Source organism: Bradyrhizobium sp. HKCCYLS3070 (assembly GCF_051167575.1).
Taxonomy (GTDB): domain Bacteria; phylum Pseudomonadota; class Alphaproteobacteria; order Rhizobiales; family Xanthobacteraceae; genus Bradyrhizobium.
This window is the reverse complement of the sequence record NZ_JBNPTI010000004.1, coordinates 312935-325909: the sequence shown is the minus strand read 5'-3', so window position 1 is coordinate 325909 and position 12975 is coordinate 312935. Positions and strand designations below refer to the sequence as shown.

The 12975-nt window shown below is 64.0% G+C and carries 9 protein-coding genes; 7 read left to right on the top strand and 2 right to left on the bottom strand.

The window, feature by feature from the left end:
- Nucleotides 1-175 precede the first annotated feature (175 nt).
- The 7 genes from ACQR03_RS16575 to ACQR03_RS16545 all read left to right on the top strand — a co-directional run bounded on the left by ACQR03_RS16575 (nucleotide 176) and on the right by ACQR03_RS16545 (nucleotide 9091).
- Nucleotides 176-724: a c-type cytochrome gene (locus tag ACQR03_RS16575; protein WP_315825971.1), complete on the top strand. Its 549-nt coding sequence runs from the start codon at nucleotides 176-178 to the stop codon at nucleotides 722-724.
- A 327-nt stretch (nucleotides 725-1051) separates the two neighbouring features.
- Entirely contained in the window at nucleotides 1052-2959 is a 1908-nt protein-coding gene (locus ACQR03_RS16570) for an extracellular solute-binding protein (RefSeq protein ID WP_316172671.1), read from the top strand.
- Entirely contained in the window at nucleotides 2848-4833 is a 1986-nt protein-coding gene (locus tag ACQR03_RS16565; RefSeq protein WP_410051201.1) for an extracellular solute-binding protein, read from the top strand. Before ACQR03_RS16570 ends, ACQR03_RS16565 begins: the two co-directional genes overlap by 112 nt.
- A 3-nt stretch (nucleotides 4834-4836) precedes the next feature.
- A complete protein-coding gene (locus tag ACQR03_RS16560) occupies nucleotides 4837-5949 on the top strand; it encodes a microcin C ABC transporter permease YejB (protein WP_315713801.1) in 1113 nt (370 codons plus the stop codon).
- Nucleotides 5949-7127, top strand: coding sequence for an ABC transporter permease (locus tag ACQR03_RS16555; RefSeq protein WP_316172669.1), 1179 nt, complete (start codon nucleotides 5949-5951; stop codon nucleotides 7125-7127). The genes ACQR03_RS16560 and ACQR03_RS16555 overlap by 1 nt, the downstream gene beginning before the upstream one ends.
- 5 nt (nucleotides 7128-7132) lie before the next feature.
- Nucleotides 7133-8770 (top strand): ABC transporter ATP-binding protein, encoded by a 1638-nt coding sequence (locus ACQR03_RS16550; RefSeq protein WP_316169637.1) that lies wholly within the window; start codon nucleotides 7133-7135, stop codon nucleotides 8768-8770.
- Between the two features lie 39 nt (nucleotides 8771-8809).
- Nucleotides 8810-9091, top strand: coding sequence for a hypothetical protein (locus tag ACQR03_RS16545; RefSeq protein ID WP_316172758.1), 282 nt, complete (start codon nucleotides 8810-8812; stop codon nucleotides 9089-9091).
- 481 nt (nucleotides 9092-9572) lie between these two features.
- Here ACQR03_RS16545 and ACQR03_RS16540 read toward each other — a convergent pair whose 3' ends face one another.
- Nucleotides 9573-10379 carry a DsbA family protein gene (locus tag ACQR03_RS16540; protein ID WP_316172668.1) on the bottom strand — a complete coding sequence of 269 codons (807 nt, stop codon included), beginning with the start codon at nucleotides 10377-10379 and terminating at the stop codon, nucleotides 9573-9575.
- A gap of 87 nt (nucleotides 10380-10466) precedes the next feature.
- Nucleotides 10467-12956 carry a hypothetical protein gene (locus ACQR03_RS16535; protein WP_316172667.1) on the bottom strand — a complete coding sequence of 830 codons (2490 nt, stop codon included), beginning with the start codon at nucleotides 12954-12956 and terminating at the stop codon, nucleotides 10467-10469.
- Nucleotides 12957-12975: the final 19 nt, after the last annotated feature.

Here is a 12975-nt window from a genome sequence, read left to right as displayed (position 1 = left end):
CGGCCCGCTTATACGGGTTGCCAGAGCACGGGCAAACCGATATCTCACTTCTGCCGCAGGGGGAGGCGCGACGGCTCGATTCCGCTCGATGCCTTGACGAATCCTGGGGCGATTCACGGTCGCGGCCCCGCGGCCTTCCAAGCAATGAAATCCGCCCTCGGAGCCTGATTCCAAAATGGACTCCTTCGAACTGAACAAAATCCTCGGCGCCGTTCTGGCCGCCTGTCTGGTCGTGCTGGTCACGAGCTTCTCCGCTGGCGCGATCTTCGCGCCGAAAATGCCGGAGAAACCGGGGTTCGAGATCGCCGTGAAGGAGGCCCAGGGCGCAGGCAAGGAAGCCGCTGCGCCGGCCGCGGCCGAGCCGATCGAGAAGCTGCTGCAAACCGCCTCGGTTGAGAAGGGCGCTGCCGCCGCCAAGAAATGCGCGGCCTGCCACACCTTCGACAAGGGCGGCAAGAATGCCGTCGGCCCCAACCTCTACGGCATCGTCGGCGACAAGATCGGCGAAGGCCGCGGCTTCAACTTCTCGGCCGCGATGAAGGCCAAGGGCGGCACCTGGACGATCGAGGATCTCAACCACTTCATCGCCAATCCGAAGGGCTACATCCCGGGCACCGCGATGGGCTTTGCCGGCATCCAGAAGGACTCGGAGCGCGCCGACGTGCTGGCCTACCTGAACTCGCTGTCGGACAATCCGGCGCCGCTGCCGACCGCAGCCAAGTGATCGGCTGCTAACCCCCCAATTTCCGACGGCCGGGCCTCAAGCCCGGCCGTTTTGCTTTGCGGGACGAAATTCGCCGCATTTGGGACCTTTGGTCGCATCCACCTCGTTCACAACCCGGTATCATGAGGAAAAAGCAAGGTTATTGGTCGAAACCTTGCCGTATATTGGTCCCCTGAATGGAACGGGTTCGCGGGGCCGGAGCACCCTGGCTGAGGCCGGCGAAACCTGCCCTTGCGAATTGGGTTACGATCGAACGTTGGATCTGGGAGCAGCAGCGGCCACGGCCGACCACCTGCTTCAAGCGGTCTTATTCAGAGGAAGTCTCATTTGACGATTACCCGACGACAGCTCCTGCAGAGCAGCGTCTTCGCTGCGATGACCCCGGCGCTCGGCACCGCCGCCAGCCTTGCCCCGCTCGACGCCGCGCAGGCGCAGGCCGGCGAAGATCCAGCCTGGCGGCATGCTCTGTCGCTGTTTGGGGATGTCAAATATCCGGTGAACTTTAAGCTTTATGACTACGTCAATCCGGACGCCCCAAAGGGCGGCACCGTAAGGTTGGCGCCGGCCGGAACATTCGACAACTTCAATCCTGTCGTTTCGGGCGTCAAAGGTTCGCTCGGGGTCGGCACGGCCTACATCTACGAGACCTTGATGGCGCGTTCTCTCGACGAGGCGGCCACGGAGTATGGACTGCTGGCCGAGGCGGCGCAGTACCCCAGCGACTACTCCTGGGTCATTTACCGTCTGCGGGCGGATGCCAAATGGCACGACGGGAGGCCGGTCACGCCAGCCGACGTGATCTTTTCGCTACAATCCTTCAAGACACACCATCCACGCTATAGCGCCTACTACAAGCATGTCGTGGGAGCAGAGGCCGTTGGCGAGCGTGACGTAAAGTTCACTTTCGATGCACCGGGCAATCGCGAACTGCCGCAGATTGTCGGTGAACTGATGGTGCTGCCAAAACATTGGTGGGAAGGGTCAAACAGCAACGGGCAGAAGCGTGATATCTCCGCAACCACTTTGGAGCCGCCGCTCGGATCCGGGCCTTACCGGATTAAGGAGTTCGTCGCCGGACGTACGATCGTTCTGCAGCGCGTGAATGATTGCTGGGCTCGCAACCTCAACGTCAATGTCGGTCGTTATAATTTCGATGAGCTGCGCTTCGACTACGTGCGCGACAGCCTAGTGGCACTGGAGGCGTTCAAGGGCGATCAATGCGATTGGCGGACCGAGAGCTCGGCGAAGAACTGGGCGACGGCCTATGACTTTCCGGCTGTCAAGGACAAGCGTGTGGTGCTGGAGGAGTTTCCCAATCGCAGCTCCGGCGTGATGCAGGCGTTTGTACCGAATACCCGCCGGAGTCAGTTCACGGACCCTCGTGTCCGGCGGGCGCTCAATTTCGCTTTCGACTTCGAGGAGATGAACAAGCAACTCTTCTACGGCGCCTACAAGAGGATATCGAGTTACTTCGACGGAACGGAGCTCGCATCCTCTGGGCTTCCGCAAGGGCGCGAGCTTGAGATTCTGGAGATGGTCCGCAGCGACGTGCCTGCGGAGGTTTTCACGACGGAATACAGCAATCCGGTGGGCGGCAGCCCGGAGGCCGTTCGGCGTAACCTTCTGGAGGCCCTGCGCCTCCTGAAGGATGCGGGATATGAGGTTCGCGAGCGAAAGCTCGTGAACGCGAAGACGGGGCAACCCATGAGCATCGAGTTGCTCACGTTGACCGATGATCCGGCGTATGAACGCGTCGCGCTGTTCTACAAGCCTTCGCTCGAGCGTCTTGGCTTCTCGGTTTCCGTTCGCGCCGTCGATGCCATCCAATATGAAAATCGCCTGCGCAATCGCGACTTTGACATGCTCGCGCTCCACTCGTGGGGCGAGTCCCTCTCGCCCGGCAACGAGCAGCGTGAATATTGGGGATCTCAGGCGGCCGACGCCAGCGGGTCTGAAAATTACATTGGCATCAAGAATCCAGCGATCGACAAGCTGATCGAACAGGTCATCTTCGCCAAGAGCCGTGATGACCTCATCGCTTCCACGCGCGCGCTCGATCGAGTGCTGCTGTGGAATCACTATGTCGTGCCGCAATGGAATTACCCGAAACTGCGGGCGGCACGATGGGACCGATTTGGTCGCCCGGATCAACTGCCCAAGTTCGGCCTATCGGGGTTTCCCGACATCTGGTGGTGGGACGCTGCGAAGGCGGCCAAGACGGGTGGACGCTCTTGAGCACCCATCGCGATCTGTCCCGTCGCAGCGTGCTCGGGCTCGGCCTGGGCGCGTTGAGCGTTCCCCTTCTGAAGCCGGTTTTGGCGGCGGAGTTCGGTGCCGAGTCGCACGGCATGTCGGCCTTCGGCGACTTGAAGTACCCGGCCGACTTCCGCCATTTCGACTACGTCAATCCGGACGCGCCGAAGGGCGGGCTGTTCTCGCTGATCCCCTCGGTGCGCGCCTATAACCAGTCCTATCAGACCTTCAATTCGTTCAATGCCTACGTCCTGAAAGGTGAGGGCGCGCAGGGCATGGACATGACGTTCGCGACCCTGATGGTGCGCGCGAGCGACGAGCCGGACGCGGTGTACGGGCTGGTCGCGAAATCCGTGGCGATCTCCGCGGACAAGCTGGCCTACCGCTTCACCTTGCGGCCCGAGGCGCGCTTCCATGACGGCAGCAGGATCACCGCGCAAGACGTCGCCTTCTCGCTGAACACGCTGAAGGAGAAGGGCCATCCACTGATCGTTGTTCAGCTGCGCGACTTCGTGAAGGCCGAGGCGATCGACGATGCGACCGTCGTGGTGAGCTTCGTCGAGAAGCGCGCGCGCGACGTGCCGCTCTATGTCGTGACCCTGCCGATCTTCTCCAAGGCCTGGTACGCCAACCGCGCGTTCGACGAGGGTCCGCTCGACGTGCCGCTCGGCTCGGGGCCGTACAAGGTCGGCAAATACGAGATCAACCGCTACGTCGAGTTCGAGCGTGTCAAGGACTGGTGGGCGGCCGACCTGCCGGTCAGCCGCGGCATGTATAATTTCGACATCGTGCGCTACGAGTTCTATCGTGACCGCGACGTCGCCTTCGAGGGCTTCACGGCCAAGAGCTATCTGTTCCGCGAGGAGTTCACCGCCCGCATCTGGGCCACGCGCTACGACTTCCCGGCGATCAAGGACGGCCGCGTCAAGCGCGAGCTCTTGCCGGACGAGACGCCGTCCGGCGGGCAGGGCTGGTTCATCAACACCCGCCGCGACAAGTTCAAGGATCCCCGCGTCCGCCAGGCGTTGACCTACGCGTTCGACTTCGAGTGGACCAACAAGACCATCATGTACGGCGCCTATGCGCGCACGGTGTCGCCGTTCCAGAACTCGGACATGGTCGCGGTCGGGCCGCCCTCGCCCGAGGAGCTGAAGCTGCTCGAGCCGTTCCGCGGCCAGGTGCCCGACGATGTGTTCGGCGAGCCGTTCGTGCCGCCGGTCTCGGACGGCTCCGGCCAGGATCGCGCGCTGCTGCGCAAGGCGACGCAACTGCTGCAGCAGGCCGGCCTGCCGGTCAAGGACGGCAAGCGGCTGCTGCCGTCCGGCGAGGTGTTCGCGATCGAGTTCCTGATCGACGAGGTCTCGTTCAAGCCGCACCACGGCACGCTGATCAAGAACCTGCAGACGCTCGGCATCGACGCCGAGTTGCGGATCGTCGACGCCGTGCAATATCGCGCGCGGGTCGAGGATTTCGATTTCGACATCGCCATTCAGCGGATGTCGATGTCGCCGACCCCCGGCGACGGCCTCCGGGCTTACTTCACCTCGGACACGGCAAAGACCAAGGGCTCCTACAATCTCGCCGGGATCAGCAATCCCGCGCTCGACGCGCTGGTCGCCAAGGCCATCGCCGCGGAGACGCGCAGCGAGCTGACCTTGGCCTGCCGGGCGCTCGACCGCGTGTTCCGCGCCGGCCACTACTGGATACCGCAATGGTATCGCCAGACCCACCCGATTGCCTATTGGGATCAGTTCGACCATCCGCCGAAGCCGCCGAAATACGCCTCGGGCGTCGGCGCTCCCGACATCTGGTGGTACGATGCCGCCAAGGCCGCAAAGTTGGAGCAGGCGAAGTAGTTCATGGCTGCCTATATTGCCCGTCGCATCTTGCTGATGCTCCCGACCCTGCTCGGGATCCTCTTCATCTCCTTCGTCGTGGTGCAGTTCGCGCCGGGCGGTCCGGTGGAGCGCGTCATCGCGCAATTGACCGGCGCCGACACCGGCGGGACCTCGCGGATTTCAGGCGGCAGCGGTTCGGATTTCGGCGCGCGGCCGCCGGGACAGGTGGGATCCGGCAGCGAGCTGAACTCGAAATACCGCGGCGCGCAGGGGCTCGATCCCGCCTTCATCAAGCAGCTCGAAAAGCAGTTCGGCTTCGACAAGCCGGCGCCGGAGCGGTTCGCGCTGATGGTCTGGAACTTCGCGCGCTTCGATTTCGGCAAGAGCTATTTCCGCGACACGTCAGTGCTGCAGCTCATCAAGGAGAAGCTGCCGGTGTCGATGTCGCTCGGCATCTGGATGACCTTGCTGACCTATTTGATCTCGATTCCGCTGGGGATCCGCAAGGCGGTGCAGGATGGCTCGCGCTTCGACGTCTGGACTTCGGCCGTGATCATCGTCGGCTACGCCATTCCGGGCTTCCTGTTCGCGATCCTGCTGATCATCCTGCTCGCTGGCGGCTCGTTCCTCAACATCTTCCCGCTGCGCGGGCTGACCTCGGATGGCTGGTCGGACTTCCCGTGGTACTGGAAGATCATCGACTATTTCTGGCATCTCACTTTGCCGCTGGTGTCGATGGCGCTCGGCGCCTTCGCGACCATGACCTTGCTGACCAAGAACTCGTTTCTCGACGAGATCCGCAAGCAATATGTCATGACTGCGCGCGCCAAGGGCTGCAGCGAGAACCAGGTGCTGTACGGCCACGTCTTCCGTAACGCCATGCTGATCGTGATCGCCGGCTTTCCGGGCACCTTCATCCACGCGTTCTTTTCCGGCTCGCTGCTGATCGAGACCATCTTCTCGCTGGATGGGCTCGGCCTGCTCTCGTTCGAGAGCATTCTGAATCGTGATTATCCCGTTGTGTTCGGCAATCTCTTCATCTTTTCGCTGCTCGGCCTCGCCATCAACCTGGTCTCGGATCTGACCTACATGTGGATCGATCCGCGGATCGACTTCGAGGCGCGGGAGGTCTGATGACGATCACAGCCCCCCCTCCGGTCGAGACCACGACGCAGGCCCCGCTCGGCGAGGCCGTGCCGCCGACGCGGCATCGTTTCCGGCCGTCGCCGCTCAATCAGCGCCGCTGGCAGAACTTCAAGGCCAACCGCCGCGGCTACTGGTCGCTGTGGCTGTTCCTGTTCCTGTTCGTCGTGTCGCTGTTCGCCGAGCTGATCGCCAACGACCGGCCGTTCCTGATCAAGTTCGACGGCCACCTTTACTTCCCTGCGTTCGTCTCCTATCCGGAAACGGCATTCGGCGGCGACTTCGAGACCGCGGCCGACTACCGCGATCCCTATTTGCAGAAGCTGATCGCCGACAAGGGCGGTACGGTGATCTGGCCTTTGATCCGCTATTCCTACGCCACGCATAATCTCGACCTGCCGACGCCCGCGCCGTCGCCGCCGACCTGGATGCTGAAGGAATCGCAGTGCAAGGCGGTGGTCGAGAGAAAGGGGCTGAAGAGCTGCCGGGATCTCGAATACAACTGGCTCGGCACCGATGATCAGGGTCGCGACGTCGTCGCGCGGCTGATCTACGGTTTCCGCATCTCCGTCCTGTTCGGCCTGTCCCTGACGTTCTTCTCCTCGATCATCGGCATCGCCGCCGGCGGCGTGCAGGGCTATTTCGGCGGCTGGGTCGATCTCCTGTTCCAGCGCTTCATCGAGATCTGGAACGCGATTCCCTATCTCTATCTGCTCCTGATCCTGTCGGCGGTGCTGGTGCCCGGCTTCTTCACGCTGCTCGGGATCATGCTGCTGTTCTCCTGGGTGTCGCTGGTCGGCCTGGTCCGCGCCGAATTCCTGCGCGGCCGCAATTTCGAATACATCCAGGCCGCGCGCGCGCTCGGCGTCTCCAATGCCGTCATCATGTGGCGGCATCTCCTGCCGAACGCGATGGTCGCGACCATGACCTTCCTGCCCTTCATCGTGTCGAGCTCGGTGATGACGTTGACCGCGCTCGACTTCCTCGGCTTCGGCCTGCCGCCCGGCTCGCCGTCGCTGGGCGAGATGCTGTCGCAGGCCAAAGCCAATGTGCAGGCGCCGTGGCTCGGCCTGACCGGCTTCTTCTCGGTCGCGATCATGCTGTCGCTGCTCATCTTCATCGGCGAGGCCGTGCGCGACGCGTTCGATCCGCGCAAGACGTTCAGGTGACCGACATGGATGCGATCAGCCAGCCGCTGCTCTCGGTCAGCGATCTCTCGGTGACCTTCCACCAGCAGGGCCGCGTGTCGACCGCCGTCGACCACGTCTCGTTCGACATCAGGCGCGGCGAGTGCGTTGCCCTCGTCGGCGAATCCGGCTCGGGCAAATCGGTCAGCGCGCTGTCGGTGCTGAAGCTGCTGCCCTATCCGGTCGCCTCGCACCCGTCGGGCAGCATCCGCTTCAACGGCCGCGATCTGCTGCCGCTGTCGGAGGGCGAGATGCGCGGCATCCGCGGCAGCGACATCTCCATCATCTTCCAGGAGCCGATGACCTCGCTCAATCCGCTGCACACGATCGAGCGGCAGATCGGCGAGATCCTGCATCTGCATCGACCGATCTCGAACGGCGCGGCGCGGGCGCGCGTGCTCGAGCTGCTCACGCAGGTCGGCATCCCCGAGCCGGAAACGCGGCTCGGCAGCTATCCGCATCAGCTCTCCGGCGGCCAGCGCCAACGCGTGATGATCGCGATGGCGCTCGCCAACGAGCCGGATCTGCTGATCGCCGACGAGCCGACCACCGCGCTCGACGTCACCGTGCAGGCACAGATCCTGGCGCTGCTCGCCGACATCCGCGCGCGGCTCGGCATGAGCCTGCTCTTCATCACCCACGATCTCGGCATCGTCCGGCGCATCGCCGATCGCGTCTGCGTCATGAACGGTGGCAAGATCGTCGAGCAGGGGCCGGTGGAGCAGGTGTTCACCGCGCCCTCCCATCCCTACACCAAGGCGCTGCTCGCGGCCGAGCCGAAGCCGGACCCGGCGCCGCCGCGGCCCGATCAGCCGGTCGTGATGCAGGCCAGGGACCTCAAGGTCTGGTTTCCGATCAAGCGCGGCCTGTTCCGCTCCACGGTCGGCCACATCAAGGCCGTGGACGGCGTCAGCATCGCCGTGCGCAAGGGCGAGACGCTCGGCGTCGTCGGCGAGTCCGGCTCCGGCAAGACCACGTTGGGCCTGGCGCTGCTGCGGCTGATCTCCTCCGACGGTCCGATCGTGTTCCTGGGCAAGGAGATCCAGGGCCTGTCCTTCAAGGATGTCCGGCCGTTCCGCCGCGACATGCAGATCGTGTTTCAGGATCCGTTCGGCTCGCTCAGCCCGCGCATGTCGGTCGGCGACATCATCGCCGAGGGCATCAGCGTGCATCAGCCCAGGCTCAGCGAAGAGGAGCGGGAGGCCAAGGTCATCAAGGCGCTGAACGAGGTCGGGCTCGATCCGGCGACGCGCTTCCGCTATCCGCACGAATTCTCCGGCGGCCAGCGCCAGCGCATCTCGGTCGCGCGCGCCGTCGTGCTCGAGCCGAGCTTCGTCGTGCTGGACGAGCCGACCTCGGCGCTCGACATGCTGTTTCAGGCGCAGATGGTCGCGCTGCTGCGCGACCTGCAGCGCAAGCTCGATCTCACCTACATGTTCATCTCGCATGATCTGCGCGTGGTCGCCTCACTCGCCAGCCACCTGATCGTGATGCGCCACGGCAAGGTGGTGGAGGAGGGGCCGGCGGTGGAGCTGTTCAAGGCGCCGAAGACCGACTACACTCGCGCGCTGTTTGCGGCGGCGTTCCGGAACGAGACGGCGGGGAACGGCGCGGCGGCTTCGTAGAGGATCAGCGGACCTCCGCAGCCGAGCAATCGCGAGACAATGCCATCCAAGCTGGATCTCATCAGAGCTCTTCTGCTGTCCGAGTGGGACCCGATCGGCCTTTCGGGCTGCGAGGGCGCCGAAGACGAATATGACCGCTACGCTCTGCAGGTCTTCAGCATGCTTGACGATGGTGCCGATGCCGAGTCGATCGCGAACTATCTCACCGAAGTCGTCACCGACAGAATGTCACTTCCGGGTCGTCCTGAAGCGGATCGCCTGATCGCGGCCAGGGCAGTCATGATCCATCAAAGCCAAGCCGCCGGCGACGACGGCGGATAGGTGTGATGATTTGCCCGACGGGTCGTGTCTGCGAAAGCCCGTCCAGCCCCTCCTGAAAAAATATTTCTGTTTCTTATTTTCGGAAGTCGTGCGTGCTCCGCCCCGTCCTGCCCACGAGAGGGACGTACGCGTCGTCAGCGATTGCCCGAGCGGGGTGCCGTAGCGCTCCGGTTGCTGGAGCGCGAGGCAGACCGACTTCACGCGAGGCGCAACGCGGCGCCATCGTCGCGAAGCTCGCTGCATCATTTCGAGCTCAATCAGCCAGATCGCCTGCGGCGCTCAAATCCCCATAGAGCCCGCCGCACCAGTCCTGCCCACCATGCGTGGTGTCCTCCCTTGGAGGCTTTCGGACGCCGGCCGCCCGAATGTGCCGCGCCGTCAATCATGCTGCCGGCATCCGAAGCCCTTCACAGCAGCGGACTCGCGCGCTGCACAAATCGAGACCTCGGGCGTCGATGCATATCTTCGCGATCGGAGCGTACTACTGGCGAGCCTGCTGAATTCTGGCCTTCAGCGTGGCAAGTCCGACCGCGCCGACGATGACATTGCCGCCGATGACATAGCTCGGCGTCCCGTTCAATCCCAATTTCTGCGCAAGATTGCCGCTCTCATCGAGGCTTTGGCGCACCTCCAGGCTGTCCATGTCCTTTTCAAGCTGAGCAACGTCGAGACCGATCGTCTGCGCGATGGCCAACGCGCGCGCCTTGTCGGCGGGTCCGCTGCTTTGGAGCAGCCGCTGATGAAAGTCGAGGTATTTCGCGCCCGTCGGGTCTTGCATGCGTACCGCTACCGCGACGCGCGCCGCCTCCAGCGAGCCGGGGCCGAGGATCGGAAATTCCTTGAGCACGATCTTGAGCTTGGGGTCGCTCTTCAACAATTCGAGTATCTCGCCGAGCGCGCGCTTGCAGTAGCCGCAGCTGTAATCGAAGAACTCGACCAGGGTGACATCACCCAGCGGGTTGCCGAGCGTGACCTGGTGCGCGGACGCGAACAAGGCCGGCGCATTTTGCTTGACCAGTGCGGTCTTGTCGGAGCCGGGCGCTGCCGCCGGCATCGCGGCTTGCCGCTTCTTGATCAGGTCGGAGATGGCCTGTTGCACGGCTTCGGGGTGCTTGGCGAGGTAGTCCTTCACGACCTGCTCGATTTCTTCGGGATGGGTCGCTATGTAGTCCTTGACGATCGCCTCGATGTCGCTGCGCGAACTCTCCGCTCGGCCGGGCTGCACGCAAAGCAAAGACAGCGTGAAGACGGCAGCCGCCGTGGCAACGCTACGGATCAAATTGGTCATCGGTCATCCTCCATATGGCTGCCGACTTCCGCAGTTGGCGTGCAGCAATGATTTGCGAATTCGTGTCCTCGTGCATCGCTGCTTCCTTCATCGTCGCGGCATCATCATGCCGGGCGGGGGGACCGGTCTGACCCCCCGCATGCGCGGCGCAAATCGGCCGGTCGGCCGGCAGCGCGCGCCAAGCGGCCCCGGAATCCAACCGGGGGGGCAGACGATCGGGCGACCGACATCCGGCGCCTGCCGGTCCCGCGTCACCCCCGGCTTGCGGGCCACGCACACGCCGTCGGCATTGCGCCGCTCACCAGGTTGGCACGTCGTCGGCAGCTTCGGAATCACGGGGACGACCGTGGTGGACTTCTTCTCGATCGTCTTGGAGCACTGGCTTCGATCCTTTGGGTCGACCGGGGCCGCGCAGCACTCGCCGCTCGTCGTCAGATTCGCGGACGCGCAGCATTTGCTATTCGCAGTCGGCACGAAGCCCGAGGCGCAACACTGTGAAAGTCTCGGCAGCCAGTGCAGCGGTATGCATAGCGTGCCGTCGGGGCTCGCAATCTGGCCGGCCGGGCAGCACTGTCCCTTCGATGTCGCCTGGCTCTTGAGACAGCACTTGCCGGCGATCTTCATATAGCCGGGCGCACAGCAGCCGGGGCATTTCCAGTCCGGAATTTTCGGCTTCAACGGATCGCACACGCCGTTCACCACGGTCGTCCCGCAGCAAAGTTGTTGGCCAATCGGGCCGGAATAGATCTGGCTGTTCTCGCAGCATTCATTGTTCGGGCCGATCGCCGTCTGGTTGACGCCGCACATCGGCTTGGCGATATCAGTCGACGGATTGTTGTTCGAACAGATGCCCCCCGGCTGCAGGTCTTTGGGCGAGCAGCATTGGCCATTGACCAGAACATTGGGCGGGGCGCAGCTCGACGCGCAGCTCTTGGTCTTGATGATCCAGATCTGATTGGGCGGACAAACCGATCCGTCCGAACCGCAGACATGGGTCTTGCAGGTCTGCAGACCCGGCGGCCTCGGCATGCCGGCGGGAGGCGGCGCGCCGGCTGGACGAGGCGCCAGCCGTATCCGTGCGGCTTCCCTTGTACACGCGCGCAAGATGGCGATATCTCCCATGTGCCCGCGAGCTGATAGATCGGGCGGCGCGTCGGCATAGTCGATGAAGTAACTGAGCAGCGGTGGCTCATCGCCGCGGCGGATGCGCCAGATCGGATTCCCCTGCAGTCCGTCGATCGCAAGCGCGTCGTTCTGGCCGAGTTGAGCCACGAGCTTGGGATCGGTGGCGTTGCGCAATTGTTCGCCGGTGGTCCAGACGAAGCCGCCGCAGGAGGCCGGATTCATGGTCCCGCCCATGTCGTAGCTGTAGCCGATCGCGACGCCGCCATTGCCATTGCGGAAACGTTCGGGGAATCCCACCGCATATTCGTCCGGCAAGGGCTGCCAGATCGGCTGCTTGATCTCAGTGACACCGATCAGCGTATAGCGCAGCACGCGGCCGATCGACGGCGCGGACAAGGCCTCGAAATCCTGCGCCCCGGTCGGCGCCGGCCGCTCGGCCAAAAACATCCGTCCCTCATCGTCGAAAGTGATCCTGGAGATCTCGGTGGGACCGGCGGCGGACGGTACGACGACTTCGATTCTGGCGTCCGCACCGAACGAGCCGTTCGCGTTGAGCCCGACCGACCACACCCGCAAGCCCTCGGCGACCGCGTAGTAGAGCCGGCCGTCGCGAATGGCGAGGCCGAACACTCGCCGATCCGGTGCCGCGTAGCCCCAGGTCTCGGGCTGCGCGCTGTCGAATTGAGGACTCGTAATATCGACGCCTGGCCCGGCTGGCGCCGGCGCCGTTGGAAGTTCCGCGGCTGCGCTGCCGGCGACGCCGTGATCATAGACACCGAGGTCGACGCCGTTCGGGCCGAAGCGATGGATCAGCCCGGTCTCACGGTCGGCGACGAACAGAGACTTGGTCGCCGGATCATAGGCCAATCCCCCGAGCGCCGCGCCCGAATTGGCCTTGTCGCCCGTGGTGACATTCGCGAACAGCGTCACCGCGCCGGTGGCGCCATTGATCTTCCAGATCGATCCCGGACCGCCGCCCGGACCCCATTGTGCCGGCATGAAGGTCGCGCCGCTAGTCCCGAGCCTGACATGTTGCGGTCGACCTTCAGGTCCCGGCGCGACGATCGAGAGACCATAGGCGGATGTCGCCGCGACGTAAATGTTGGCGGGGGAACTGTCGTCCAGAGCGACGCCAAACACCTGCCCGATCGACTTCGCGCTGACGGTGAACGGTTTCGGCGCACCGACCAATTGCGCCTGGGGCGGACCGCCCATGCGTCTTAGATCGACGATGCGCAGCGACGGCCCTCCAGGATTGATGATGGTCCGAACGTCGGGATCCTGACCGGGCTCGATCTCGAACGGGCGAATAGCCCCGGAGAATCCGGTGACTGCAGCATCGCCGGGGGTGTAAACGCCGGGCGGCGTTTGCGCCGACGCGGGCCCCCCGAGTGCGAGAGGCAGGATCAGCAGCCAGGCGAGGTGCCGCATCGCACGGACGGCGGCTGTCATGGACGTCTGTCGGCCAAGC